Source organism: Streptomyces sp. NPDC018019 (assembly GCF_044327805.1).
Classification (GTDB): Bacteria; Actinomycetota; Actinomycetes; order Streptomycetales; family Streptomycetaceae; genus Streptomyces.
Map to the genome: position 1 here is coordinate 14,667 of NZ_JBIRGD010000034.1, position 25,961 is coordinate 40,627.

The window sequence follows — 25,961 nt, forward strand, 5'->3', positions numbered from 1 at the left end:
TGGAGAGTAGTTTCCTTATCGCGGAACTTCAATGGTTTGTTGATGTCGAGATTCTCTCCGTCGACAGAAGGGGTGCCCGGATGACTCCCGGTGCCACCGCGGTCACCGTCCTTCGTCTGCCCGCGCCGCGCCCGGCGACGCCAGGCGGAACAGGTCCCGCGGGGTGTCGATGTCGTACGGCTCGGCCACGTCCGCGCACTCGACGAGCGTGAGGTCGGCCTCGTTCTCCTCCAGATACGCGCGTGCCCCGCGGTCCCCGGCCGCCCCGGCCGCCACCGCCTCCCACCGCCTCGCCCCGAACAGCACCGGATGTCCGCGCCGCCCGCCGTACGCCGCCGCCACCAGATCGGCTCCGCGCTCGTACGCGGCGATCACGCGCGCCACCGCCGCCGTGCCGATGCCCGGCTGGTCCACCAGCGAGACCAGTGCGGCACCCGCCCCGGTGCCCGCCAGGGAGGCCAGTCCGACGCGCAGCGAGGAGCCCATGCCCCGGGCCCAGTCCGGGTTCTCGGCCGTCTCGTACGCCGCGAGGTCGGCCCGTTCCCGTACGGCGCCGGCCGCCGCGCCCAGGACGATGTGCACCGGATCGCAGCCGCCCTCCCGCAGCACCCGGGCCGCGTTCTCGACCAGCGGCCGGCCGCGGAAATCCAGCAGGGCCTTGGGGCGGCCGCCCAGCCGCCGCCCGCCGCCCGCGGCGAGCAGCAGCCCGGCGACCGGGCGGCGGGCGGGGGAGGGGGCCGGGGCGGGTGATGAGGTGTGTGCCATGAGGCCTGCTTACCCCATGGCCGGGCGCGGCGGGCGGCGCGGGCCGGGCGTGGCGGCGGGGCCGGGTGGCGGACCGTACCGCAAGACGCCGCCGGACGCCCGTCGGAATTCGGTGATCCTGATTTCGCTCTCCGTATGGCGCGGAGCGCGCAGGGTGGCGTTAACTGGCCCGCGATCGCGGAGCGGGGCCAACGGCCGTGGAGGGTACCGTCGTTGTGGAGCAGAGGCGGCAGCACAGGCGAGTCGCAGGAGCCGGGGACGACCCACGGGCCGTCGCCCTGTGCGGTGCGGTGGCCCGGCTGCGCCGGGAACTGGCCCTGCTGCCGGCGGAGTTGCCCGACCGCGCGGCGGCCGACGACGAACTGGCCGCACTGTACGCCCTGGTGAGCGCCGGTGACCCCGATGTGTACCGGCTGCGCCGCTCGCTGCTGCTGATCGCGGGCGCGGTCGGCTCGGTCAGCGCGCTGGCGTCCGCGCTGCGGGACGTACGGGACCTGATCGACCTGTACGGGAGGCTGCCGCGCCGGCACTGAGCCCCGGCCGTCCGGCGGCCGGGGCCGGGGGCTGCGCCGGGTCGCGGGGCTATGCCGGGTTCTGGTTGGCCAGGGCCACGGAGAGTTCGCCCGCGATCTCCTGGAGCACCGGGACGATCTTGTCGATGGATGCCTCGGTCACCCGCCCCGTCGGGCCGGAGATGGAGATGGCCGCCGCGGTGGGCGAGTCGGGCACCGGCACCGCGATGCACCGGACGCCGATCTCCTGCTCGTTGTCGTCCATCGCGTACCCGGCCCTGCGCACCTCTTCGAGGGCGTCCAGGAACGCGTCCGGATCGGTGATCGTCTTCTCGGTCGCGGCCGGCATGCCGGTACGGCCGAGCAGCGCCCGGACCTCCTGTGGCGGGTGGCCCGCCAGCAGGGCCTTGCCCACGCCCGTCGAGTGCGGCAGCACCCGGCGGCCGACCTCGGTGAACATCCGCACCGCGTGCCGGGACGGCACCTGTGCCACGTACACGATCTCGTCGCCGTCGAGCAGCGCCATGTTGGCGGTCTCACCGGTCTCCTCGACCGCACGCGCCAGGTACGGCCGGGCCCAGGTGCCGAGCAGCCGCGAGGCGCTCTCGCCGAGCCGGATCAGCCGGGGGCCGAGGGCGTACCGGCGGTTCGGCTGCTGGCGGACGTACCCGCAGGCGACGAGCGTGCGCATGAGCCGGTGGATCGTGGGCAGCGGCAGGCCGCTGCTGGTGGACAGCTCGCTCAGACCGACCTCGCCGCCGGCGTCGGCCATCCGCTCCAGCAGGTCGAAGGCGCGCTCAAGGGACTGGACGCCACCGCCGGCGGCTGCGGGCCTGGCTGCGGCGGCGGAAGTGCTGGCGCTGGACGGCGGCACGACGCGTTCCTTTCGGGGCAGGTGGTGGCGGGCTCGGCGCAGGGCTGTGACGTACGGGTGCCGGGACCGACGCCGAGCAGCCTACCGGTCCCCCCGGGCGGACACACGGCCTGTCGCACACTCGTTCCCGCCGGTCAGCGCCCATGCTCCGGTCGGGACCGGGTGCTGCCCGCGATCTCCGGAGGCGGCCACTGGCCGGAGCTACGTTCTGCTGGGCGAAATTCGGTATCCATTCTGTGGAAACCTCCAAACGTAGCCCGAGGTACCCGTTCTCGTCAGGAAACCGCCCGCGCGGTACGGGCGGGCGGCGGAATCCGTACCACCGCGCCCCGCTGGAAGGGGGGTTGACGGGGTGGGATCCCGAGTGAAGACTCCTTCAACAGAACGTTGAAATCCGTGGTGCGCCGCCCATGGGAAGCGTACGAGGAGGGGACCGGGTGTCCGAGATCGATCTGGTGCTGCGCTCCACGCGCGTCGTCACCCCGCAGGGGACGCGCGCGGCGTCCGTCACCGTCCGGGACGGCAGGATCGCGGCGGTGCTCCCGCACGACGCGCCCGTACCGGCCGGGGCCCGGATCGCGGACTGCGGCGACGATGTGCTGCTGCCCGGCCTGGTCGACACCCACGTGCACGTCAACGACCCGGGCCGCACCGAGTGGGAGGGGTTCTGGACCGCCACCCGCGCGGCGGCGGCCGGCGGCATCACCACCCTCGTCGACATGCCCCTCAACAGCCTGCCGCCGACCACCACCGAGGCCAACCTGCACACCAAGCGCGGGGTCGCGGGCCCCAAGGCGCACATCGACGTCGGTTTCTGGGGCGGCGCCGTGCCCGGCAACGTCAAGGACCTGCGCCCGCTGCACGACGCCGGGGTCTTCGGCTTCAAGTGCTTCCTGTCCCCGTCCGGCGTGGACGAGTTCCCGCAGCTGGACCAGGAGCAGCTGGCCGCCGCGCTCGGCGAGATAGCCGGCTTCGGCGGCCTGCTGATCGTGCACGCCGAGGACCCGGACCACCTGGCCGCCGCGCCGCAGCCGCACGGCCCGAAGTACGCCGACTTCCTCGCCTCCCGGCCCCGGGCGTCGGAGAACGACGCGATCGCCGGCCTGATCGCGCTCGTCCGGCGGCTCGACGCGCGGGTGCACGTCCTGCACCTGTCCTCCTCGGACGCGCTGCCGCTGATCGCCGCCGCCCGCGCCGAGGGCGTCCGGATCACCGTCGAGACCTGCCCGCACTTCCTCACCCTGACCGCCGAGGAGATCCCGGACGGCGCCACCGAGTTCAAGTGCTGCCCGCCGATCCGCGAGGCGGCCAACCAGGACGCGCTGTGGCAGGGCCTGGCCGACGGCACGATCGACTGCATCGTCTCCGACCACTCGCCGTCCACCGCCGACCTGAAGACCCCGGACTTCGGCGACGCCTGGGGCGGCATCTCCTCCCTCCAGCTCGGCCTGCCCGCCATCTGGACCGCCGCCCGCGGGCGCGGCCACACCCTGGAGGACGTGGCCCGCTGGATGGCCACCGCCCCGGCAGCGCTCGTCGGCCTGCACCACAAGGGCGCCATCGAGCCCGGCCGGGACGCGGACTTCGCGGTGCTCGACCCGGACGCGACGTTCACCGTCGATCCGGCCGGGCTCCAGCACCGCAACAAGATCACCGCGTACGCGGGGCGCACGCTGCACGGCGTCGTACGGTCCACCTGGCTGCGCGGCCGGCGGATCAACGACGGCGGGACGCTGGCCGAGCCGTCGGGGGAACTGCTGGTCCGGCAGCCGTAAGGCTTCGTGGCGCCCCTCAGGGGCGCCACCCCGTCTCCTTCGCCCACCCCTCCGCGACCTCCACCACCAGGTCGACGACCGGGTCCTTGGTCTCCGCGTAGCTGCCGCTGTCCGCCGTACGGTACGCGAGTTCGCGCTTGAAGCGGGCGTACGCCGGCACCGCCTCCGGATGGGCGCGGAACCAGTCGCGGAACAGCAGCGCCAGCCGCTCGTTGGGCGAACCGACGCGCCGGACGTGCAGGTTGACGTCCGGTCCGGGGCCGCCGCGCCGCGTCCACAGGCGCTTCGCCCACCGGGCCGGATCATCGTCCCGGCCCGCCGGTACGTGGTCGCTCTCATGCCGCGAGCGGACGAATCCCCGGGCGGCCAGCGGCGCGTCGAAGGCGTCCGCGGCCTCCGCCAGGTCCGCCACGCTCACCTGGAGGTCGAAGACCGGTTTGGCCGCCATACCGGGAACGGACGTACTCCCGATGTGCTCGGCCCGCCGGGCCACCGGCGCGAGCAGGGCCAGCAACTCCGCGGTGAGCGCCGCCCCTTCGGCCGCCCAGCCCGGATGCGCGTCGACCAGGACCGCACGCGTGCTGCCCTCCTGCACGGCCTCCGCCACGACCTCCAGGAACGCGTCGTGCAGGTGCCCGTTCGTGACCAGCGCCGAGCCGTCGCCCTCCAGGACCGGCGCCCCCGTGAGGTCGGTGATCCGGCCGCCGCCCTCCGCCATGATCACCGCCAGCGGGGCGAGGTCCTCGTAGGCCATCGGGGGGCCCGCGATCACCCAGGCGTCCGCCCGCCCGGTGAGGACGTCCAGCACGCCGCCGCCGGTCGGTACGAGAGACACCCGCCGGTGCAGCGCCGTCAGCAGGGGCTCCGGCCACCCCGCGATGGTGTGCGCCTGCGTACGGGCGCCGGTCAGGTCCGTACGCCCGTCGGCGTGCAGCCGCCCGCGGCCCGAGCGCAGCGCTTCCAGCGGGTCCGGGGCCTCGCCGAGCAGCAGCCAGCAGCCGAGGCCGCGCCCGGCCGCCACCGTCCGGCGGCTCAGCGGCAGGTTCACCACACCGATCGCGGGCCCGTGTTCGTCCTCGTACGCCAGGCCGCAGGAGAACGCCGGTGCCCGGTCGGCGAACTGCCGGGCGCCGTCGCCCGGGGCGGTCACCCAGCGCCGCCCGGACGTCCCGGCTCCCTCCCCGAGCACCGCGTCCGCCGGGAACGCCGCGGCCAGTTCCTTCCGTACGGAATCCTCGACGGCGAGGCCCACCGCGGTCGCCCCGGCGTCGTCCACCTGGTGTACGGACGGCGACCCGCCGCCGTGGCACGCCTCGGCACTCATCTGCCCTGCGCGCGTGGCGAGGCGGACCGCGAAGGTGAACAACTCCTGGGAGACGGGCGGGGCGCCGGTGCTGTGATCCATGACGCGAGCCTGCCACAGGCCCTGGCGCGCGGGGGCGGCGACGTTGGAAGGTATGTCCACGTTGTCCGTCCGGCACCGGGCGCCCGGACCCGCCCGGGTGAGGAGTGCGGTATGGAACACGAGGAGCTGCGACGGCGGTTCGCGGCGCTGACCACGGCCCATCTGGCGGACGCGTGTCTGCGCGCCCGGACGCCGGTGCGCTGCGCGCCGCCGTCCCTGCGGGCCCTCACCCCGGGCGACCGGCTGGCCGGCCGGGTGCTGCCCGCCCGGCACGCCGGAAGCGTCGACGTCTTCCTCGAAGCGCTGGAATCCGGCGCCCCCCGGTGACGTGCTGGTGGCCGACAACAGCGGCCGGACCGACGAGAGCTGCGTCGGCGACCTCGTGGCCCTGGAGGCGCAGGCCGCCGGGCTGGGCGGCATCGTCATCTGGGGCCTGCACCGCGACACCGCCGACCTACGGGAGATCGGGCTGCCGGTCTTCAGCCTGGGCGCGACGCCGACCGGCCCGCGGCGCCTGGACGCCCGCCCGGACGGAGCGCTGGACAGTGCCGCGGTGGGGGAGTGGACGGTCGGCCGCGCCGACCTCGTGCTGGGCGACGACGACGGCGTCCTCTTCCTGCCCGCCGACGGCGCCGGAGACCTCTTCGCGCTCGCGGAATCGATCCGCGACACCGAACGCCGCCAGGCCGACCGGATGCGGGCCGGGGTCCCGCTGCGCCGGCAGGTGGAGTTCACCGCCTATCTCGCCGCGCGCCGGCAGGACCCCGCTCTGACGTTCCGTGACCATCTGCGGGCCGTGGGCGGGGCCGTCGAGGAATGACGGCCCGGTGCCCCGGCACACGGAACGTGTGCGGCGGGAAAGGCCCGCCGCACTCAATTCTTCGGACACAGATGGGTGTGCACGGCCTGCAGAATCTTCTCCGCCTGGGCGGCGCTGAATTGCGTCGCACCGGAGAAACGCTGCCGCGCCTGGTCCACCTGCTTGGCGTGGTCCTTCGGGAAGGAGTGGATCGTGCCGCAGGTGCTTCTGCCGCGGCTCACCGCGCGTTCCGGCTTGCCGTTCACGATGTCCCGGGAAATCGCGTCGAGCGCGGCTATGTAGCGGGCCTGTGTCGCGGCGTCCGGCTTCGGGGGAATTCCCAGCCGCGCCTCCGCGTCGGCGATCGCCTTGGAAGGCGCCTGCTCCGCCGACGGGGTACCGGCCCCGGTCGGCGCCGCGGACGGCCGGCTCTCGCCCTTGGCGCCGCCACCGCACGCGGTGAGTCCCGCGGCGGCGACGAGGGCGGCGGACAAGGCGATGGCGGTGCGGTGGTTCACGATTCTCCCCTGACCTGTGGACATGAGCGGTCATTCTGACAGGGAAAGCGCCTGACGCTAAGGGGAATTGGAAAAAACAAAGCTCCCTGTTTCCCGGTGCCGCAGTGTGCCGAGGCCGGCCGGTCATTCCGCGAGCGCCGCCCAGAACATCGCCTCGTACGCCTGGAGCAGCCGCCCGTAACGGTGCGCGAGGCGCGGCGTGACCCGTGACGTGGCGAGGCCGTGGCCCACCGCGGCACGGGCGAGCCCGGCGAGTTCCGTGCCGGGCCCGGCGAAGAGGTCGAAGAAGGCGCACGCCGCATCGGGAAAGGCGTAACGGGTCCGCAGGGCGTGCGCGACGGTGGCGCAGTAGCCGCCCCACGCCGCGAAACCGCCGTGCAGCGCGATCACCACGTCGGCGGGCTCCGCGCCCAGCGCCAGCCGGGCCACATACGACGGGTACGCCTGGCACCCCGCCCGCGGCTCATGGTCCCGCACGGCGTCCGCGGCCGGCCCGCAGGCGTCCGCGAGCCCCCGCAGCGCGTCGAGCGCCGCCGACTCGCCGTCGGCCAGCGCCCCGAAATACGCCGCCACCGGCGGATCGGCCTCGGCGCGGCGCGCCAGGTGGTGGAAGCTGCGCCGGTCGGAATCGATGATCAGCCGCTGTTCGAGGGCGAGCACGGTGAACACCTCGCGCGGCGCCTCGCCCGCGGCGATCCGCGCCACCAGCGGGTTGCCGGCCGCCCCGGGCGCCGACGCGCGCACCGCGTCCGCCAGGATGCCGTCGGCGGTGGGCGTGCCCGGCTGCTCCGCGGCGGACGCGTCGTTCTCCCGGGTCATGATGGTGCCTCCCCGTGTGCGGGCCGGTGGGGGTGGACCTGCCGAGCGCGTACGTACCGGCGAGTCTAGGACGCCGTGCGCCCCGCACGGGGGAGGCCGGACCGGTCAGCGGAAGGCCGGATCGGTCAGCGGAGGGCCGAGGCGCCTGCTGTACGGTCCCGCCGCGCGGTCGCCCCGCGCGCGCCGTCGTGCTCCGCGATGGCGTCCGCGACGAAGGTGTCCACCACGCCGTTGGCGACGAGGACCGGTACGCGCCTGCCGTTCAGGTCGACGTAGACGTACGACTTCGCCGCCTCGACCAGGGCCGGGAGCCGGTCGCGCAGGCGCTGCGCCGTCGTCTCGTCGCCCGCGCGGGACGCCTGCACCATGCGCAGTGCCGTACGGGCGGCACGGCCCCACGCGGCGGTTGCGTCCAGCCACGGCCCGCTGTCGTCGATGAAGCCGCGGTCGGGGAGGGAAGCGCGCAGTACTCCCGGCGCGTGCCGGAGCCCGCGCAGGGACGCGTCGAGGCGTTCCGCCCTCCCGCCCTCCCAGAAGCGGCGTATGGCGGCGGCGAGTTCGGGGGCCTGCCGCGGGTTGAGGGCGGAGCCGTAGTGGGCGTCGGCGAAGGCGCGCAGGGCGCGTTCGGTGCGCGGGGCGCCGCCGGACAGCTCCCTGAGCGCCGCGGCCCAGGAGGAACGGGCGTCGTAGGCCCGGTCGTTCCAGGCGTAGTCGGCGACCGTGAACAGGGCGATCTTCGAGGCGGCGGGCTGGATCATGGGGTTGGCCGTGATCCCGGCCAGCCGGGCGGGCAGCCCCCGCTCCCGCCCGTTGAACGGGCCGAGCAGCAGCCGGTTGGACACATAGTCGTTGACCGGGTAGTTGTCCCAGGTCAGGATCGGATGTCCGAAGACCCGTCGGGCCGCGTCGGCCTGGGCGACGGTCATGACCGTCGCGATGACCCCGACACCGGTCCACTCCACGAGCACGTCCGGGTCCAGCCGCGTCTTCAGCGCCGCCTTGTAGGGCGTCGGCCGCACGTCGTAGTACTCGGTCGGCACCATCTGGAGCCGCTGCGCTCCTTCGTCCCGGTGGGCGGCGATGAATGCGCGGTTGACCCGGTTGAGGAGGTGCGCCTGCGCGGCCCCCGCGGCTCCACCGCCCGTACCGAACCGCTCCTTGTCCGCCGCGCAGTTCCAGTCCGTGTAGCTGATGTCGTCCAGCGGCACTGCGAAGGTCCGTACGCCGATGTCCCACAGAGTCTGGAACTTGCCGGTCAGCGCCTTCAGGTCGGCGTCCGAGCTGTAGCAGACGGACAGGCCGGGCGAGAGCGCGTAGCTGAACCGCACGTGCCGGGCCCGCGCCCGGTCCACCAGCTCCTTGAGCTGGGCGAGCCGGTCCGCCGGGTAGGGCGAGCGCCACTTCTCGCGCAGGTACGGGTCGTCCTTGGGCGAGTAGACGTAGGTGTTCATCTTGTGCGCGCCGTAGAAGTCGAGCTGGTCCAGGCGCGCGGCGTGGGACCAGGGGGTGCCGTAGAAGCCCTCGATGACGCCGCGCAGCGGGGTGGCGGGCCAGTCGCGGACGGTGGTGCCGCGGACCCGGGCGCCGGGGCGCTCGCGGTGCGGGAGCAGCTGGCGCAGCGACTGGGCGGCGTAGTACGTGCCGGTCGCGTCCGCGCCGGCCAGCGCGATCCGGCCGCCGCCGACGGCCAGCGCGTACCCCTCGGCGGGCAGTCCGGCGGTGCCGCGCGCACCGAGGTCCGCCAGGGTCCGCGCGGCGCCCGCGCCGTCCACGTAGACGGTCAGGTTCCGGCCGCCGGGTGCGCGGGCGGCCCGTACGACCCGGTCGGCGCCCGCCCGCAGCAGGGAGCGCTCGACGACCTCCAGGGCCGGGCGGTCGGCCCGGGGCCCGGCGACGACCGTGACGGTGGGGGTGATGGTGACCGGGCCGTCGAGGGGGCGGACGGACTGCGGCGCCGGGCTGATGGCGGGCCCGGCGCCCGGCGGTGCCGCCCGGCCGTCGCCGGAGCCGGCGGCCCCGGTGGCCCCGGCGGGCGGGCCGGTGAGCGGGACGACGGCCAGGGCCAGGGCGAGGGCGGCGGTGACCGCCGTGCGCGTACGGTGCATCCTTCGGTCCTCCTCGGTACGACGAGGTTGCGAAACCGGCGTGGTGCGTGCGTGACGAGCGACAGCAGGTTTCACCCGGTGCGGGCGGAGGACAATGGATTTTCGCGTCGGGTGGAGGGACGTTCCGGCCGGAAGCGCCCGTGCGGGCGCCGTGCGGCGCCGGTCAGCGGTTCTTGGCGATGATGAAGATGAGGCTCATGAAGGCCAGCAGGGCGTGGGTGGCCACGACATAGATGAAGACGCGCACGTAGACGCCGCGCGGCGGCTTGTTCTCCACGTACTTGCGGGCGGGCGCCGGTGCGGCGGCGGGGGCGGCCTGGGGAGTGGGGTCGTCGGACATGGCAGGGGTTCCTTCCTCGGTCACAGGCCGCGGCGCGGTGTGGCGTCGCCGAGGCACAGCTCGGCCGCGCCGCTCTGCAGCAGCGTGTGGACGAACAGCAGCTCCGTGCCGCCGCGGGTGGCGGCGGCGATGCGGTGCGGGGTGAGCGAGTCGAAGTGGGCCGCGTCGCCGGGGTCGAGCACGTGGACCGTCTCGCCCAGCGTGAGCCGCAGCCGTCCCTTGAGGACGTACAGCCACTCCTCGCCCGGATGCACCCGTACCAGGTCGCCCTGCGCGCGCTGGGGCACATGCACCCGCAGCGCCTGCATGGCCCGCCCGGCGCCGCCCACCGTCCAGTACGTCCAGCCGCCCGCCGCGGACGGCTCGGCGCGGGCGGCCCGGATGACCGGGTCCCGTTCCGGTACGGCCTCGCCCAGCAGATCGGATACCGTCGTTCCGTACATGCGTGCCAGCGCGAGCAGCATCGGGAGCGACGGCTGGCGCTGGTTGGTCTCCAGCCGGGACAGGTGCGCGGGCGACAGCCCCACCCGCCGGGCGGCCGTCTCCAGCGTGAGGCCGGTACGGCGCCGCAGTTCGCGCAGCCGGGGCGCGACGGAGGGCAGTTCCTCGGGCGGCTCGCCCGGGGCGGGTCCGGCAGCGGTGTCGCTCATGTCCCCGGTATAGCCAGCTTTCGCCTCTCGGGCAAAAGTTTTGCCCCACAGGCAAGTGGATCATTTCGGGACGTACCGCCCGGCCGACCGGGCGCTCTCCGGTGAACTCGCGGGAAACATCCGCCCCTTGGCATTGACAGGTACCTGTCTACGCGCGTCATGCTGTGTCCATGAAGATCCCCCCACGTATCACCCGGTTCGGCGCCGTCGGCGCCCTCGCGTCGGCCCTGCTCGTCGGCGGGCCCGCCGTCGCCGCCACACCCACCACGACGGCCGCCGCCCCCGTGGCGCACACGGCCACCGTCCGTCCCGCCGCGCAGTTCGCGGCGGTCGGCGACATCTGTTACTCGAAGCTGCCCTCGCAGGCCCACGACACCCTGGACCTGATCGCCAAGGGCGGCCCCTTCCCGTACCCGAAGGACGGGACGGTCTTCAGCAACCGGGAGGGCGTCCTCCCCAAGCAGCAGAGCGGCTACTACCACGAGTACACCGTGAAGACGCCGGGCTCCCCGGACCGCGGGGCCCGGCGCATCGTGACCGGTGAGAAGAAGGACGAGGACTACTACACCGCCGACCACTACAAGTCGTTCGACCTGGTCGACCGGGGCTGCTGAAACGGTTGGCCGGTCGGGGCGGCGGAGGACGGGGCGGTTTCCCGGCCTCCGCCGCCGTGCGTCCGGGGCCGGTGGGCTCTGTGGCCGGTGGGCCCGGCGGGCCCGGTGAGTACGCGGGCCCGGTGCGCCCGGCGGGCCCGGTGAGCCCGTGGATCCGGCGTACGGCGGACACCGGGGCACACCCCCGCGGGAGCATTGTCAGCGCCTCCCGGTAGCGTTTCGGTGGAAACGACGAATGGGCGGGCAACGGTGGCAAAGGGACCAGGAGGTGGTCACCTGCGGCGCGGTGCGGCCCAGGAGACGCCGGGCGCCCGGCTGTTCCGCGGGGGCGCGGCGAAGGGTTTTCCGTCGATTGAGACGTCGATTGAGACAGGAAGGCGGCGAACTGCCGTGTACCGCTGGGAGATCACCCGGGCCGCTCTGGCGCAGCGTGTGTTCGCCGTCGTCCGCAGCGAGACGTACGACGAGGCCAGCGCCACCGCCGACACGCTGCTGTCCGCCGGGATCACCAGCCTGGAGATCTCCCTGACCACGCCGTTCGCGCTGGAGGCGGTCACCACCCTCAGCCGCGAGCTGGGCGACGACGCCGTCATCGGCGCCGGCACGGTCCTGGACGCCGTCTCGGCCCGGATGGCGGTGGACGCCGGGGCCCGCTTCCTGGTCTCCCCGAGCCTGGACGCCGAGGTCATCCGCACCGGCCACCGCTACGGCGTCCCGGTCTTCCCCGGCGTGGCCACGCCCACCGAGATGGTGCGCGCCCTGGAGCTGGGCGCCGACGCGCTCAAGCTCTTCCCCGCCTCCGCCCACCGCCCGGACTGGCTGCGGGACGTCCGCGCCGCCCTGCCGCAGGCGCCCGTGCTGCCCACCGGCGGTGTGACGGTCGACAGCGCGCCCGAGTGGATAGCCGCCGGCGCGGTGGCCGTGGGGATGGGCGCGGCGCTCTCGGAAGGCGACCGGGAGACCGTCGCCAAGCGGGCCACCGACCTGCTCGCCCGCCTCGCGGACGCCGCGCCGCAGCCGCCGGCCGGACCGGACACCGCGGGCCTCTACGACATCTGAGGCCGCCCGCCCCGCGGTACGGCACCCGAAGCCCCCTCGCCGCGCGGTACCGCATCCGAGGCCGCCCCGCCCCGCGGTACCGCAGGTGAAGCACTCCCCATGGAGGAGGTGCGCCCGTCCGACTCCTCCGTGGGGCCGATGCCGCCCGCCCGCGGTGTACGTACGGTGACCGAAAAACCTACGAGGGGCGGACAGGACCATGCCGGACATCATCGATCTGGGCGCGTACGGCCCGGATTTCGTCGCCGACCCGCATCCCTACTACGCCAAGCTGCGCGCCCAGGGGCCGGTCCACCGGGTCCGCCTCCCGGAGTCCGAGTCCTGGGCCCAGGACGTCTGGCTCGTCGTCGGATACGAGGAAGTGCGGGCCGCGCTGGCCGACCACCGGCTCGCCAAGGACTGGACCCGCGCCCCCGCCCCCCTCAACGACTCCGAGGCGCTGGCCGAGTGGCAGCTGATGAACATGCTCGACGCCGACCCGCCGCAGCACACCCGGCTGCGCAAGCTGGTGGCCCGGGAGTTCACCACCCGCCGCGTCGAGGCGCTGCGCCCGCGCGTCCAGCAGATCACCGACGAACTCCTCGACGCCATGCTGGCCGCCCCCGACGGCCGCGCCGACCTCGTCGAGGCGCTCGCCTTCCCGCTCCCGATGACCGTCATCTGCGAACTGCTCGGCGTGCCCGACATCGAGCGGGAGACCTTCCGCGCCTGGTCCAACGAACTGGTCTCGCCGACCGGCCAGGAAGCGACGATGACCGCCGCCCGCGACATGGCCGCCTATCTGGACGGCCTGATCGAGGCCAAGCGGCGGTCGCCGGGCGAGGACCTGCTGAGCGCCCTGGTGCGCACGAGCGACGAGGACGGCGACCGGCTCTCCCAGCAGGAACTGCTCGGCATGGCCTTCCTCCTGCTGGTCGCCGGCCACGAAACCACCGTGAACCTGATCGCCAACGGGGTCCGCGCGCTGCTCCGGCACCCGGCGCAACTGGCCGCGCTGCGCGCCGACCCCGCCCTCCTGGACAACGCCGTCGAGGAGATGCTGCGCTACGACGGCCCCGTGGAGAACGCCACCTGGCGGTTCACCACCGAGCCGGTCGAGATCGGCGGCACGGTGGTCCCGGCCGGCGAGGTCGTCCTGGTCGGCCTGGCGGCGGCGGGCCGTGACCAGGAGCGCTTCGCGGCCCCCGACACCTTCGACATCACCCGCGAGACCCGCGGCCACGTCGCCTTCGGCCACGGCATCCACTTCTGTCTCGGCGCCCCGCTGGCCAGGACCGAGGGCCGCATCGCGGTCCGCACCCTCCTGGACCGCTGTCCGGACCTGGCCCTGGACGCCGACGCCGAGGCGCTGACGTGGCGCCCGGGGCTGACGATCCGCGGCCCCCAGCAGCTTCCGGTGCGGTGGCGGTAGGCGCCCGGCGTTCGTAGAGGGGGGGCGGTAGCGGCGGCGTACGGGGAGGGCGCGGCGTAAGGGTATGTGGACGGAACGACGGCCCATGAGCCGTCCCGCCAGCCGGTCACGGCCCTCTCTCCCGTCCCACCAGCCGATCACGCCCTTCTCACCCGTCCCCGCCCTCTGTCACGCTGACGGCTCGTTCCGCCCGCCGCTCACGCCCCGCCGCGTACAGGAGCCGCTCATGCGCCGCGCCGCCGTCCTCTCCGCCCTGACCTGCGCCCTCGCCCTCGTCACCGCCGCACCGACGACCGTCCCGGCCGCCCCCGCGGTCCCGGCCGCCCGCGCGGGCCTGGCGTCCGCCGCGGCCCATCCCACCCGCCCGGCCACGCTCCTCGACACCGTCCCCCGCCGCGGTGTGCTCCGTGTCTGCACCACGGGTGACTACCGCCCCTTCACCCACCGCGACCCCGCGTCGGGGGCGTACCGCGGCGTGGACGTCTCCATGGCCCGCGATCTCGCCGCGAGCCTGGAAGCGAACCCCAGGTTCGTGGCCACGACCTGGGCGAAGCTGGTCGACGACCTGGCGGCGGGGCGCTGCGACATCGCGATGGGCGGGGTGTCGGTCACCCTCCCGCGCGCCCGCAAGGCGGCCTTCGCCGAACCCACCCGGACCGACGGGAAGACCCCCATCGTCCGCTGCGGAGACCGGGACCGGTACCGCACCCTGGAGCAGATCGACCGCCCGGGCACCACCGTCATCGTCAACCCCGGCGGCACCAACGAGCAGTTCGCCCGCTCGGTCGTCAAACACGCGACCCTCAGGGTGCACCCCGACAACACCACCGTCTTCGACGAGATCATCGCGGGCCGCGCGGACGTGATGATGACGGACGCGAGCGAGACCCGCTACCAGGCCAAGATCCACCCCGAACTGTGCGCCGTGCACCCGGACCGGCCCTTCACCTTCTCCGAGAAGGCGTACGCCGTACCGCGCGCCGACTTCCCCTTCAAGGAGTACGTCGACCAGTGGGTCCACCTGGCGAAGCACGACGGCACGTACAAGAAGTACGAGGACGCCTGGATGGCCAAGTGAAGAAGTGAACGCGTCACCGGCGCGCGGCCGGGGAACGGCCGGCGGACCGCCGGGGCCGGGCCCGGGGCCGGGCGCGGTCACCCGGCACGGCAGGCAGGGGCCGGCGCTTGTCCGGACAATGTGACCTCCGGACTTCCCGTCATCTGCCCGGCCGGATACGCTCCCAGCCGTGGGGAAACGCGATACAGACTCCAAGGGCGCCGAGAGCCCCGTCCGGTTCAGCGTGGACCGGAGCAGTCCGGTCCCGCTGTACTTCCAGTTGTCCCAGCAGCTGGAGACGGCCATCGAGACCGGCAAGCTGGCCCCGGGCAGCCTGCTCGGCAACGAGATCGAGCTGGCCGGGCGCCTCGGGCTGTCCCGGCCGACCGTCCGCCAGGCCATCCAGTCGCTGGTGGACAAGGGGCTGCTGGTGCGGCGCCGCGGCATCGGCACGCAGGTCGTGCACAGCCAGGTCAAGCGCCCGCTGGAGCTGAGCAGCCTCTACGACGACCTGGAGGCCGCCGGGCAGAAGCCCGCCACCCGCGTGCTCCTCAACACCACCACCGAGGCCACCGCCGAGGTCGCCGCCGCGCTCGGGATCGCGGAGGGCGCGGAGGTGGCGCTCGTCGAGCGGCTGCGGCTCACACACGGTGAACCCGTCGCCCACCTGCGCAATCACCTCCCCGCAGGGCTGCTCGACCTCACCACCGAGCGGCTGGAGGAGACCGGTCTGTACCGCCTGATGCGGGCGGCCGGCATCACTCTGCACAGCGCCCGCCAGGCCGTCGGCGCGCGCGCCGCCACGGCAGAGGAGGGCGCACGGCTCGGCGAGCCGGAGGGTGCCCCGCTGCTGACGATGCAGCGGACGACCTTCGACGACACCGGCCGGGCGGTCGAGTTCGGCTCGCACGTCTACCGGGCCTCGCGATACGCCTTCGAATTCCAGCTGCTCGTACGGCCCTGACCTCGCCGCCGGCCACCGGGCCCACTGTGCGGGTAAGAATGTTCTGACAAACCATTGACGGGGCTCGGCGCGCGCCGCTAGAACTCCTCCAGCCGCCCATCGGGCGGCACGGGAGAGAGGGCGGTTCCATGATGCGTACCGTGCGCAAGGCCCGTACCACCACCGGAACCCGGACCGTCCGGTCCCGCAGGGCCGGACTCCCGGCGGCCGTCGCCGCCCTCCTGCTCCTCGCCGGGTGCAGCGGCTCCGGCGGCAAGGGCGCCGAGGACGCGGACCACGCCGGCGGGCGGCCGGTCGACACGCCCCGCATGACGATCGGCATGGTCAGCCACTCCGGCGAGGGCGACACCTTCTGGGACATCGTCCAGAACGGCGCGGAGCAGGCCGCCGCCAAGGACAACGTGAAGTTCCTGTACGCCAACGACAAGGAGGGCGGCAAGCAGGCCGAGCTGGTGCAGTCCTACCTCGACCAAAAGGTCGACGGGCTGATCGTCACGCTCGCCAAACCGCGGGCACTGGCGGCCGTCGTCCGCAAGGCCGTCGCGCAGGGCGTCCCGGTGATCACGATCAACTCCGGCGGGCATTTCTCGGCCGCGTACGGGGCCCTGACTCACATCGGCCAGGACGAGACCGTGGCGGGCCGTGCCGTCGGCGAGGAGCTGAAGCGGCGCGGCTTCAAGAAGGCGCTGTGCGTCGTCCACGAGCAGGGCAACGTCTCCCTGGAGGACCGCTGCGCCGGGATCCGCGCGACCTTCCCCGGCCGTGTGGAGAACCTGAACGTGGACGGCACCAACGCGCCCGCCTCCCAGTCCTCCGTCCAGGCCGAGCTCCAGTCGGACCGGGACATCGACTCCGTCGTCACCCTCGGCGCGCCGATGGCCGCCCTGGCCGGCAAGGCCCGCGACGAGGCCGGCAGCAAGGCCCGGATCGGCACCTTCGACCTGAATCCCTCCGTGGTCGGGCTGCTGAAGAAGAAGGCCGTCGACTTCGCCGTCGATCAGCAGCCCTACCTCCAGGGGTACGAGGCGGTGGACCTGCTGTGGCTGCACAAGGCCAACGGCAACGTCCTCGGCGGCGGCAAACCGGTGCTGACCGGCCCGGCCATCGTCACCGGCAAGGACGTGCCGAAGCTGGAGGAGTACACCGGGCGCGGGACCCGATGACCCCACACGGAACAGGCGTAACGGATACTTGGGCGGCCGGGACCGATGATTTTCGGCCCAAACCCGGCAGAGCGCCCCAGGCGCACAGTGACAGCAGCGACAGCAACGAGAAGGGCACGACCTCGTGGCAAGGGTTCGGACAGGGGCACGCGCGGTGACCGCGGTGCTGGCAGCGGTGCTGGCCGCGTCCCTGGCGGGGTGCAGCAGCACCGGCGGCAAGCGCGCCGAGGAAGCGCGCGCCGCCCAGACCGCCGGCGGCAAGGCGGCCGTCAACACCCCGAGGTGGACCTTCGCGATGGTCACCCACTCGGGCGATGGCGACACCTTCTGGGACATCGTGCAGAACGGCGCCCAGCAGGCCGCCCGCAAGGACAACATCAAGTTCGTCTACGGGCACGACAAGGAGGCCCAGCGGCAGAGCCAGCTGGTGCAGTCCTACATCGACCAGAAGGTGGACGGCCTGATCGTCACCCTGGCCAAGCCCGACGCCATGAAGGACGTGGTGGCCAAGGCCGAGAAGGCCGGCATCCCGGTGATCACGGTGAATTCCGGCGCCGAGGTCTCCAAGGCGTTCGGCGCCCTGACCCACGTCGGCCAGGACGAGACCATGGCCGGCGAGGCCGTCGGCGAGGAGCTGAACGAGCGGGGCCGCAAGAAGGCCCTGTGCGTCCTGCACGAGCAGGGCAACGTCGGCCACGAGCAGCGCTGCGACGGCGCGCGGAAGACCTTCAAGGGCGACATGCAGAAGCTGTACGTGGAGGGCACCAACATGCCCGACGTGCAGTCCACCATCGAGGCCAAGCTCCAGTCCGACCGGGACATCGACTCCGTGGTGACGCTGGGCGCGCCGTTCGCGCCGACCGCCGTCAAGGCCAAGGAACAGGCCGGCAGCGACGCCGAGATCGACACCTTCGACCTGAACGCGAAGGTCGCCGACGGCCTTGAGGACGGCTCGCTCGGCTTCGCCGTCGACCAGCAGCCGTACCTCCAGGGCTACCAGGCCGTCGACCTGCTGTGGCTCTACAAGTACAACGCCGACGTCCTCGGCGGCGGCAAGCCGGTCTTCACCGGCCCCCAGGTGATCACCAAGAAGGACGCCGCGGCCCTGCAGGAGTACACGAAGCGGGGGACCCGATGAGCACCACGGACACACCGGTGGAGCAGCACGGCGGCCCGGACGAGCGGCTGGTGCACCGGTCGCTGGCGCGCCGCCTGATGAGCCGCCCCGAGCTGGGCGCGGTGGTCGGCGCCGCCGCGGTCTTCCTCTTCTTCTCCTTCGCCGCCGACACCTTCCTGCGCGCCTCCAGCCTCTCGACCGTGCTGTACGCGTCGTCCACGATCGGGATCATGGCGGTGCCGGTGGCGCTGCTGATGATCGGCGGCGAGTTCGACCTGTCGGCCGGTGTCATGGTCGTCAGCTCGGCGCTGGTCTCGTCCATGTTCAGCTACCAGATGACGGCCAACGTCTGGGTGGGCGTCGGGGTGTCCCTGCTGGTCACCCTGGCCATCGGGGTCTTCAACGGCTTCCTGCTGACCCGGACGAAGCTGCCCAGCTTCATCATCACGCTCGGTACGTTCTTCATGCTGACCGGCCTGAACCTGGGCTTCACCAAGCTGATCAGCGGCACCGTCTCGACGAAGACCATCGCCGACATGGAGGGCTTCGACTCGGCCCGGGTGCTCTTCGCGTCCCACCTGAGCATCGGCGGTGTGGACATCCAGGTCACGATCCTGTGGTGGATCGGCCTGGTCGCGCTCGCCACCTGGATTTTGCTGCGTACCCGCGCCGGCAACTGGATCTTCGCGGTGGGCGGCGGCGCGGACGCCGCGCGGGCGGTCGGCGTCCCGGTCATCAAGACCAAGATCGGCCTGTACATGGGCGTGGCGCTGGCGGCCTGGATCTCCGGCCAGCACCTGCTGTTCTCGTACGACGCGATCCAGTCCGGCGACGGCGTCGGCAACGAGTTCCTCTACATCATCGCCGCCGCGGTCGGCGGCTGCCTGATGACCGGCGGCTACGGCTCGGCGATCGGCGCCGCCGTCGGCGCCTTCATCTTCGGCATGGCCAGCAAGGGCATCGTGTACGCGCAGTGGAACCCGGACTGGTACAAGTTCTTCCTCGGGGCGATGCTGCTGCTGGCCACGCTCCTGAACGCATGGGTCCGCAAGCGGGCGGAGGCGACGAAATGAGCAGCCCGGAGAAGCCGCAGAAGCCGGAGCAGCCGGCGGGCGCCGAGGGCGCGGACACGCCCGAGGCCGTCACGGCGGCGGACGCCCCGCCGCCCGCCGACGCCGCCCCGCCCCTGGTCGAGCTGACGGACGTCAGCAAGTTCTACGGCAACATCAAGGCCCTGGAGGGCGTCTCGCTGGAGGTGCACGCCGGGGAGATCACCTGTGTGCTCGGCGACAACGGCGCGGGCAAGTCCACCCTCATCAAGATCATCGCGGGGCTGCACCAGCACGACGAGGGCCGCTTCGCGATCGAGGGCGAACCGGCCCGGCTGTCCTCCCCGCGCGAGGCGCTGGACCGCGGCATCGCCACCGTCTACCAGGACCTGGCCGTGGTGCCCCTGATGCCGGTCTGGCGCAACTTCTTCCTCGGCTCCGAGCCCACGAAGGGCGCCGGCCCCTTCAAGCGGCTCGACGTGCAGCTGATGCGCGAGACGACCCGTGCCGAACTGCTGCGCATGGGCATCGACCTGCGCGACGTGGACCAGCCCATCGGCACCCTCTCCGGCGGCGAGCGGCAGTGCGTGGCCATCGCCCGCGCCGTGTATTTCGGCGCGAAGGTGCTGGTCCTGGACGAGCCGACGGCGGCGCTGGGCGTCAAGCAGTCCGGCGTCGTGCTGAAGTACGTGGCGGCGGCCCGGGACGCCGGGCTCGGCGTGGTGTTGATCACCCACAACCCGCACCACGCCTACCTCGTGGGCAATCGTTTCGTCCTCCTCAAGCGCGGGGCGATGGCCGGCAGCCACACCCGGTCCGAGATCGCCCTGGAGGAGCTGACGCGCCAGATGGCGGGCGGCAGCGAGCTGGAACAGCTCAGCCACGAGCTGGCCCACGCGCCCGCCCCCGGCCACCTCGGCGGCCACCCCACGCATTGACCGGGGCGCGCCCGCGGCCGGTGGCGCCGGTTCCGGCGGGCCCGCGCCGCCATGCGCGCCCTGCCGCGGGTAGGGCACAATCGCACCGGACCGTGCACGTCACCGCCGCCGGCACGGCACCGCGCGCCCCGGGGCCCGCCCCCAACCGGCGCCCGGACCCGTACGACACCGAACGAGCACGACACCGGACCATGCACGCCCGAGGCCCCGGCCTCCCGACACCCGCAGGGACGAGACGACTCTTGCGAGCACGCAGCCGCCGCCACCGCAACGGCGAAGAGGTGGGTCGATGAGCACGTACCGGGACCGGGTGCACCGGGGGTCCGCCAGAGCGACCGTGCTGCGCACGGTGGGCACCCGCGAGCGGCGCTCCCACCTGAGCGCGCCCCGGGTGCCGACCGTCGGCATCGACATCGGCGGGACGAAGGTGATGGCCGGCGTCGTCGACGCGGACGGCACGATCCTGGAGAAGGTCCGCACCGAGACCCCCGACAAGTCCAAGAGCCCCAAGGTCGTCGAGGACGTCATCACCGAACTGGTGCTGGACCTCTCCGACCGGCACGACGTGCACGCGGTGGGCATCGGCGCGGCCGGCTGGGTCGACGCGGAGCGCAGCCGGGTGCTCTTCGCCCCCCACCTGAACTGGCGCAACGAGCCGCTGCGGGACCGCCTCGCGGGCCGCCTGGCGGTCCCCGTCATGGTCGACAACGACGCCAACACCGCCGCCTGGGCCGAGTGGCGCTTCGGCGCCGGCCGCGGCGAGGACCACCTCGTCATGATCACGCTCGGCACCGGCATCGGCGGCGCGATCCTGGAGGACGGCGCGGTCAAGCGCGGCAAGTACGGCGTGGCCGGCGAGTTCGGCCATATGCAGGTCGTCCCGGCCGGGCACCGCTGCCCGTGCGGCAACCGCGGCTGCTGGGAGCAGTACAGCTCCGGCAACGCCCTGGTCCGCGAGGCCCGCGAGCTGGCCGCCGCGGACTCCCCGGTCGCGTACAACATCATCGACCGGGTCGGCGGGCGCGTCTCCGACATCACCGGACCGCTCATCACCGAGCTGGCCCGCGAGGGCGACGCCATGTGCGTCGAGCTGCTCCAGGACATCGGCCAGTGGCTGGGCGTCGGCATCGCCAACCTGGCCGCCGCGCTGGACCCCTCCTGCTTCGTGATCGGCGGCGGCGTCAGCGCCGCCGACGACCTGCTGATCGGCCCGGCCCGGGACGCCTTCCGGCGGACCCTGACCGGCCGCGGCTACCGCCCCGAGGCCCGGATCGCCAAGGCCCAGCTGGGCCCCGAGGCCGGCATGGTCGGCGCCGCCGACCTGGCCCGGCTGGTGGCCCGCCGCTTCCGGCGCGCCAACCGCCGGCGCGTGGAACGCTATGAGCGGTATGAACGATCGGGCCGGCGATGACGGAGCTGGACACCCCACCCATGACCGACGAACAGGAGCCGGCGCGGCCGGAGCCGGGGCAGGCGGTGCGCGAGGCGTCGGAGCGGCCCGGGCCGGAGGCCGGGGCCCGGGCCGAGGCGCCCGCGCCGGCCCGGGCGAGCCGGCGCCGCCGCTGGCTCACCGCGCTGGTCATCTTCCTGTTGATCGCCATCCCGGCGGGCTACATCGTCATCTCCGCCGAGCAGAGCCGGGACAGCGGCCAGAGCAAGGAGGAGGAAGCCGCCGCCACCGGCCTCTACAACGACTACCCCTCCAAGGTGCAGCAGCGCATCTACAACGTCCCGGTCCCGGCCGGGTCCACGCCGGTCTACTACTACGAGGCCAACGCCTGGCACCGCAGCTCTCTCTACGTCCAATTCCGCACCAACGAATGGGGCCTGGACCACTACCTGAAGTGGGCCGGCACCAGCCGCGCCGCCCTCAAGGACGGCGAGATCACCATCACCGGGGCACAGGCGGCGAAGGTCGGCTGGGACCTGGCCAGCGGCGGCCAGTGGGCCGGTACGTCCATCAAGAACGAGGACCCGGGACCGAGCCAGCGCATCACCGTGAACTTCGACGAGCCGGGGCACCCGGTCGTCTACGTCGTCTCGACGGTTGCCTTCAAGCGCTGAAGGCCGTACGGCGGGCCCGAGGCCCCCTGCCCCTGGCACTGACCTGCACTCACTGCTGCGAGCGCCGTGCCTGTTCCTCTGCGGCGTCCAGTGCGGGCGCGAGTACGGCGAGCGCGGAGCGCAGCAGGTCAGGCAGCGATCCCGACGGCACGACGAGCCCCGCGCTTGCCGGGAGCGCGTCCGGAGACCGGAGCCACTGCTGGAGCGCGACCCGCACCGCGGCGGCCACACTCGCCGCGAGCACGCGGGCAGTGGGCGTGCCGGTGTCGCCGAGGCGCTCGCCGATCGCGGTGGCGAGCGGATCCTCGATCGCCGCGGTGGTGTCGAGGAACGCGTCCCGCAGCCCGGGACTGGCGGTGATCAGTCGCAGCTCGTCGTGCGCCCGCGGTGCGGTGTACTGCTCCAGGACCGCTTCCGTCAGGGCGTCGGCGAGGCGGTCGTGGGCGGGCCCGGCCGCCACCGCCGCGGCGACCCGCGCTTCGCGTTCCGCGGTGACGGCGGCGACGATCGCCTGTTCGCGGCTGGAGAAGTAGTTGTTGTAGGTCCGCGGCGAGACCCCGGCGGCCTCCGCGATGTCATCGACGCGGACCCGGTCGGGCCCATGCCGGAGCGCCAGCCGTAGCGCCGCCTCGCGCAACGCCACTCGGGTGGCCTGCTTCTTCTGTTCGCGCAGCCCGGTCCGCCTCGTCGTCACCCGCGCAGCATCCCAGCTCGGCTGCGTGCGCGCAAACTTGCGTACACGAAATATTGCGAGCACGCATTTTTTGCTCGTACCCTCGAACCCCCGACAGAAGGGTCAGGCGCCATGCGAGCCAAGGGCATCTGTTACGACACCGGCTTCGTCCGCGGCGGCGGAACCTCCCGGGAGCGCTTCGATTCCGGCCTGGTCGAGAAGGAACTGACCGTCATCCGCGACGATCTGCACTGCAACGCCGTCCACCTCACCGGCGGCGACCCGGAGCGCCTGGAGCTCGCCGCCCGGCACGCCGCCGCGCTCGGGCTGGAGATCTGGTTCTCGCCCTACCCGCTGGAACTGACGGCCGACGAGATCCTCGCCCTGTTCGCCGACTGCGCGGAGCGGGCAGAGAGGGTCCGGGCGCAGGGAGCCGAGGTCGTGTTCGTCACGGGCGTCGAGCTGAGCGTCATGAACCGGGGGTTCCTCGAAGGGGACAGCACCCAGGAGCGGCTCGGCCGGCTGCTGGGCGACCCGGACCGCCGGCCCGAACGGTTCGCCGCCCTCCGCACCCGTCTCGACGCCTTCCTCCGCGCGGCCGTGGCGGTGGTCCGCGAGCGCTTCCACGGCAAGGTCACCTACGCGGCCATCCCGTTCGAAGGCGTCGACTGGGACCTGTTCGACTTCACCACCTACGAACTCATCCGGTCCGCGGAGGTGGCCGACCGGTTCCGGGACGGCGTGCGCAGCCTCGTCGCCCGGTCCAAGCCGGTCGCCGTCACCGGTTTCGGCACGGCCGCGTGGCGCGGCGCCGGTGACATCGCACCCCGCAGCATGGAGATCGTCGAGTACGACGCGGTCACCGGCGCACCGCTCCGGCTGACGGGGGAGTACGAGCGCGACGAAGCCGGTCAGGCGGCGTACCTGAGCGAGCTGCTGGAGATCTTCGACAGCGAGGGCGTCGACAGTGCCTTCGTGTTCCTCCTAGCCCTCTACAACCTGCCCCACCGCCCGGACGGCGATCCCCGCGACGACCTCGACCTCGCCGGTCCCGGCATCGTCAAGGTCCTCGAAGGCCGTCACGGAGACACCTACCCGGACCTGCCCTGGGAGCCCAAGGCCGCCTTCGCCGCCGTCGCCGGCCACTATCGCGGCCGGCCGCCGCGGGCCGCCGGCGCACACACCTGACGGCCGCCGTCCCCGTCCGGGGCCGGGCCGCGCGACGGCCGGATCCGTACCCTCCGCAAGCTTTTCGTGCAGAACAATCAGGGCCACTCGGCCCTGGCCAACACCCCGGCCGTTTCCCGGAGTATCCCGGCCGGTACGGGACGGAGTGCGCCCGCGAACCTGCAACACCCCCCTGTAGCTGGGTATGTTGGACGCCGAACCGGCGCGGTCACGATCCCGTGGAGCGGCCGGCCGTGGTGCCTCGGCGGGGTGCCCGAGCGACGGGAGAGCAGGCAAATGAGCCAGGACGTGCGGCCTCAGTCCAGCACCGTTGACGTCAGCGTGCCGAGCGTGGCGCGGATGTACGACTACTACCTCGGCGGCAAGGACAACTACGCCGTGGACCGTGCGGCGTGCGAGGAGCTGAGCAAGGTCGTGCCCAGCACGCAGGTCCTGGCGGTCAACAACCGCCGGTTCCTGCGGCGGGTGGTCCGCTGGCTGGCGCAGGAACAGGGCGTACGGCAGTTCATCGACCACGGCTCGGGCCTGCCCACCCAGGACAACGTCCACCAGGTCGCCCAGCGGGTCGACCCGGACGCGCGGGTGGTCTACGTCGACAACGACCCCATCGTGCTCGCCCACGGCCGCGCGCTGCTGGAGGAGAACGACAACACCGCGGTCATCCAGGCCGACATGCGCGACACCGAAGGCATCATGGGCCACCCCGAGGTGCGGCGGCTGATCGACTTCGGCCGGCCGGTGGCCGCGCTGTTCGTGTCCGTCCTGCACTGCATCCCGGACGCCGACGACCCCGCCGCCCTGATCAGGCGGGTCGCCGAACGCCTGGCCCCGGGAAGCTTCCTGGTCGTCTGCCAGCTCGTCAGCGAGGACCAGGCCACCCGTGACTTCGTCACCGAGTTCATGCGGGTGAGCACCCACGGCCAGTGGGGCCGGGTGCGCACGGCCGCCGAACTCGCGGCCTTCCTGGACGGCTTGGAGATCCTCGAACCGGGCCTGGTGGAGGTCTCGACCTGGAAGCCGGACGCGGACATCGGGCCCAAGCAGCGCACCATGGAGTGGATCGAGTACGGCGGCGTCGCCCGCAAGTGGTAGCGGCGGGGGCCCCGCCGGTCAGCGCGCTTCCGCGGCCTCGACCAGTTCTTCCAGGATGGCCTGGGTCGTCCGGGGCGATTCGGACTGCGCGCTGAGCCGGTCCATCACGGCGAGGTAATGGTCCACGTCGTCGCGCTTGTCCAGATACAGCGCGCTGGTCAGCTGCTCCAGATAGACGATGTCGGGCAGGTCCGGCTCCAGGAACCGCAGGATGGTGATCGGACCGCCCGCCGCCGCGTGCCCGCCGAGGTGGAACGGGGCGACCTGGACGGTGATGTTGGGCCGCCGCGCCATCTCCAGCAGGTGCCGCAACTGGGCCGGCATGACGCCGGGGCCGCCGAGCGGGCGCCGTAGCGACGCCTCGTCTATCACCGCCCACAGCCGGGGCGCGCCGGGCGCGGTGAGCAGCGCCTGCCGTTGCAGACGCAGCTCCACCCGGCGCTCGATCTCCGTCCTGGACAGACTCCCGAGCCGGCACACCGCACGGGCGTAGTCCGCCGTCTGCAACAGGCCCGGGATGAACTGCACTTCGTAGGTACGGATGACGGAGGCGGCCTCCTCCAGGCCGATGAGGGTTTCGAACCAGCCGGGCAGCACATCGCTGTACCGGTGCCACCAGCCGGGAGTGCTGGTGCCGCGGGCCAGCGCCAGGAAGCCGGCGCGTTCGTCCTCGTCCGTGACCTTGTAGAGCGTCAGGAGGTCGGCCACATCGCGCTCCTTGCAGCCGACGCGGCCCAGCTCCAGGCGGCACATCTTGGCGTGCGAGCCGCGGATGGCCTCCCCGGCCGCCTCACGGGTGATGCCCGCCGCCTCCCGCAGCCGGCGCAACTGCGTTCCCAGGATGATGCGCAGGACCGTCGGTCCGCCGCGGGGATGGTCGATGTGCGGGCGCGGGGGCGGGATGCGGCCCGGCTGCGCGGCGACCATGCTGTCTCCCCTGTTGTCGGATGAACGGCCAGTCTCCCACCGCCCGAACTGTTCGTACAGCAGCGGTGACTATCCGGCCGACA

General features: G+C 73.1%; 27 protein-coding genes. 17 read left to right on the forward strand and 10 right to left on the reverse strand.

Annotated elements, in window-relative coordinates; genetic code table 11:
- Window positions 1–102: 102 nt before the first annotated feature.
- The gene (locus ACH4FX_RS36850; protein WP_398485837.1) at window positions 103–765 is read right to left on the reverse strand and encodes an NTP transferase domain-containing protein; all 663 of its coding nucleotides are present in this window, start codon (window positions 763–765) and stop codon (window positions 103–105) included.
- A gap of 215 nt (window positions 766–980) precedes the next feature.
- Here ACH4FX_RS36850 and ACH4FX_RS36855 point away from each other — a divergent pair, with 215 nt between their 5' ends.
- Window positions 981–1,298 carry a DUF5955 family protein gene (locus ACH4FX_RS36855; RefSeq protein WP_398485838.1) on the forward strand — a complete coding sequence of 106 codons (318 nt, stop codon included), beginning with the start codon at window positions 981–983 and terminating at the stop codon, window positions 1,296–1,298.
- 49 nt (window positions 1,299–1,347) lie between these two features.
- Here the strand turns inward: ACH4FX_RS36855 and ACH4FX_RS36860 are convergent, their stop codons facing one another.
- Window positions 1,348–2,151, reverse strand: a complete 804-nt coding sequence (locus ACH4FX_RS36860) for an IclR family transcriptional regulator (protein ID WP_398485839.1) — start codon at window positions 2,149–2,151, stop codon at window positions 1,348–1,350.
- A gap of 410 nt (window positions 2,152–2,561) precedes the next feature.
- Between ACH4FX_RS36860 and allB the strand changes: the two genes are divergently transcribed.
- Complete coding sequence (gene allB / locus ACH4FX_RS36865; RefSeq protein ID WP_398485840.1) at window positions 2,562–3,926, forward strand: allantoinase AllB; 1,365 nt, start codon at window positions 2,562–2,564, stop codon at window positions 3,924–3,926.
- A gap of 16 nt (window positions 3,927–3,942) precedes the next feature.
- Here allB and ACH4FX_RS36870 read toward each other — a convergent pair whose 3' ends face one another.
- Window positions 3,943–5,331, reverse strand: coding sequence for an inositol monophosphatase family protein (locus ACH4FX_RS36870; RefSeq protein ID WP_398485841.1), 1,389 nt, complete (start codon window positions 5,329–5,331; stop codon window positions 3,943–3,945).
- Window positions 5,332–5,442: 111 nt separating this feature from the next.
- Here ACH4FX_RS36870 and ACH4FX_RS36875 point away from each other — a divergent pair, with 111 nt between their 5' ends.
- Together ACH4FX_RS36875 and ACH4FX_RS36880 are read left to right on the forward strand one after the other, a co-directional pair.
- Window positions 5,443–5,658 (forward strand): hypothetical protein, encoded by a 216-nt coding sequence (locus ACH4FX_RS36875; RefSeq protein ID WP_398485842.1) that lies wholly within the window; start codon window positions 5,443–5,445, stop codon window positions 5,656–5,658.
- Between the two features lie 7 nt (window positions 5,659–5,665).
- Window positions 5,666–6,151 (forward strand): RraA family protein, encoded by a 486-nt coding sequence (locus ACH4FX_RS36880; protein WP_398485843.1) that lies wholly within the window; start codon window positions 5,666–5,668, stop codon window positions 6,149–6,151.
- Window positions 6,152–6,204: 53 nt separating this feature from the next.
- Here the strand turns inward: ACH4FX_RS36880 and ACH4FX_RS36885 are convergent, their stop codons facing one another.
- From ACH4FX_RS36885 to ACH4FX_RS36905, 5 genes are all read right to left on the reverse strand, one after another.
- Window positions 6,205–6,648 (reverse strand): DUF732 domain-containing protein, encoded by a 444-nt coding sequence (locus ACH4FX_RS36885; RefSeq protein ID WP_398485844.1) that lies wholly within the window; start codon window positions 6,646–6,648, stop codon window positions 6,205–6,207.
- A 123-nt stretch (window positions 6,649–6,771) separates the two neighbouring features.
- Entirely contained in the window at window positions 6,772–7,467 is a 696-nt protein-coding gene (locus tag ACH4FX_RS36890) for a transcriptional regulator (protein WP_398485845.1), read from the reverse strand.
- Window positions 7,468–7,592: 125 nt separating this feature from the next.
- A complete protein-coding gene (locus ACH4FX_RS36895) occupies window positions 7,593–9,572 on the reverse strand; it encodes a beta-N-acetylglucosaminidase domain-containing protein (protein ID WP_398485846.1) in 1,980 nt (659 codons plus the stop codon).
- A gap of 163 nt (window positions 9,573–9,735) precedes the next feature.
- Window positions 9,736–9,912, reverse strand: coding sequence for a DUF6126 family protein (locus ACH4FX_RS36900; RefSeq protein ID WP_398485847.1), 177 nt, complete (start codon window positions 9,910–9,912; stop codon window positions 9,736–9,738).
- A 20-nt stretch (window positions 9,913–9,932) separates the two neighbouring features.
- Complete coding sequence (locus ACH4FX_RS36905) at window positions 9,933–10,562, reverse strand: helix-turn-helix domain-containing protein (RefSeq protein WP_398485848.1); 630 nt, start codon at window positions 10,560–10,562, stop codon at window positions 9,933–9,935.
- Window positions 10,563–10,732: 170 nt separating this feature from the next.
- Here ACH4FX_RS36905 and ACH4FX_RS36910 point away from each other — a divergent pair, with 170 nt between their 5' ends.
- From ACH4FX_RS36910 to ACH4FX_RS36960, 11 genes are all read left to right on the forward strand, one after another.
- A complete protein-coding gene (locus ACH4FX_RS36910; RefSeq protein WP_398485849.1) occupies window positions 10,733–11,176 on the forward strand; it encodes a ribonuclease in 444 nt (147 codons plus the stop codon).
- Window positions 11,177–11,566: 390 nt separating this feature from the next.
- The gene (locus tag ACH4FX_RS36915; protein WP_398485850.1) at window positions 11,567–12,235 is read left to right on the forward strand and encodes a bifunctional 4-hydroxy-2-oxoglutarate aldolase/2-dehydro-3-deoxy-phosphogluconate aldolase; all 669 of its coding nucleotides are present in this window, start codon (window positions 11,567–11,569) and stop codon (window positions 12,233–12,235) included.
- A gap of 199 nt (window positions 12,236–12,434) precedes the next feature.
- The gene (locus ACH4FX_RS36920) at window positions 12,435–13,646 is read left to right on the forward strand and encodes a cytochrome P450 (RefSeq protein ID WP_398485851.1); all 1,212 of its coding nucleotides are present in this window, start codon (window positions 12,435–12,437) and stop codon (window positions 13,644–13,646) included.
- Window positions 13,647–13,872: 226 nt separating this feature from the next.
- Complete coding sequence (locus tag ACH4FX_RS36925) at window positions 13,873–14,724, forward strand: transporter substrate-binding domain-containing protein (RefSeq protein ID WP_398485852.1); 852 nt, start codon at window positions 13,873–13,875, stop codon at window positions 14,722–14,724.
- Between the two features lie 223 nt (window positions 14,725–14,947).
- Window positions 14,948–15,667, forward strand: coding sequence for a GntR family transcriptional regulator (locus tag ACH4FX_RS36930; RefSeq protein ID WP_398485900.1), 720 nt, complete (start codon window positions 14,948–14,950; stop codon window positions 15,665–15,667).
- Window positions 15,668–15,798: 131 nt separating this feature from the next.
- Window positions 15,799–16,830: a sugar ABC transporter substrate-binding protein gene (locus ACH4FX_RS36935; protein WP_398485901.1), complete on the forward strand. Its 1,032-nt coding sequence runs from the start codon at window positions 15,799–15,801 to the stop codon at window positions 16,828–16,830.
- A gap of 124 nt (window positions 16,831–16,954) precedes the next feature.
- Entirely contained in the window at window positions 16,955–17,968 is a 1,014-nt protein-coding gene (locus ACH4FX_RS36940) for a sugar ABC transporter substrate-binding protein (RefSeq protein ID WP_398485853.1), read from the forward strand.
- Window positions 17,965–19,020, forward strand: coding sequence for an ABC transporter permease (locus ACH4FX_RS36945; RefSeq protein ID WP_398485854.1), 1,056 nt, complete (start codon window positions 17,965–17,967; stop codon window positions 19,018–19,020). The genes ACH4FX_RS36940 and ACH4FX_RS36945 overlap by 4 nt, the downstream gene beginning before the upstream one ends.
- Entirely contained in the window at window positions 19,017–19,934 is a 918-nt protein-coding gene (locus ACH4FX_RS36950) for an ATP-binding cassette domain-containing protein (RefSeq protein ID WP_398485855.1), read from the forward strand. The genes ACH4FX_RS36945 and ACH4FX_RS36950 overlap by 4 nt, the downstream gene beginning before the upstream one ends.
- Before the next feature lie 289 nt (window positions 19,935–20,223).
- On the forward strand, window positions 20,224–21,345 hold the full coding sequence (locus ACH4FX_RS36955; protein WP_398485856.1) for an ROK family glucokinase: 1,122 nt from the start codon (window positions 20,224–20,226) through the stop codon (window positions 21,343–21,345).
- 20 nt (window positions 21,346–21,365) lie between these two features.
- On the forward strand, window positions 21,366–21,998 hold the full coding sequence (locus ACH4FX_RS36960) for a hypothetical protein (protein ID WP_398485857.1): 633 nt from the start codon (window positions 21,366–21,368) through the stop codon (window positions 21,996–21,998).
- A gap of 49 nt (window positions 21,999–22,047) precedes the next feature.
- Here the strand turns inward: ACH4FX_RS36960 and ACH4FX_RS36965 are convergent, their stop codons facing one another.
- Window positions 22,048–22,692, reverse strand: coding sequence for a TetR/AcrR family transcriptional regulator (locus tag ACH4FX_RS36965; RefSeq protein ID WP_398485858.1), 645 nt, complete (start codon window positions 22,690–22,692; stop codon window positions 22,048–22,050).
- 111 nt (window positions 22,693–22,803) lie between these two features.
- Between ACH4FX_RS36965 and ACH4FX_RS36970 the strand changes: the two genes are divergently transcribed.
- Both ACH4FX_RS36970 and ACH4FX_RS36975 read left to right on the forward strand, forming a co-directional pair.
- Window positions 22,804–23,859: a hypothetical protein gene (locus ACH4FX_RS36970; protein ID WP_398485859.1), complete on the forward strand. Its 1,056-nt coding sequence runs from the start codon at window positions 22,804–22,806 to the stop codon at window positions 23,857–23,859.
- Window positions 23,860–24,135: 276 nt separating this feature from the next.
- Window positions 24,136–24,951 carry an SAM-dependent methyltransferase gene (locus ACH4FX_RS36975; RefSeq protein ID WP_398485860.1) on the forward strand — a complete coding sequence of 272 codons (816 nt, stop codon included), beginning with the start codon at window positions 24,136–24,138 and terminating at the stop codon, window positions 24,949–24,951.
- Between the two features lie 18 nt (window positions 24,952–24,969).
- On the opposite strand, the gene ACH4FX_RS36980 is transcribed toward ACH4FX_RS36975, so the two are convergent.
- Window positions 24,970–25,878 carry a helix-turn-helix domain-containing protein gene (locus ACH4FX_RS36980; RefSeq protein WP_398485861.1) on the reverse strand — a complete coding sequence of 303 codons (909 nt, stop codon included), beginning with the start codon at window positions 25,876–25,878 and terminating at the stop codon, window positions 24,970–24,972.
- Window positions 25,879–25,961 lie beyond the last annotated feature (83 nt).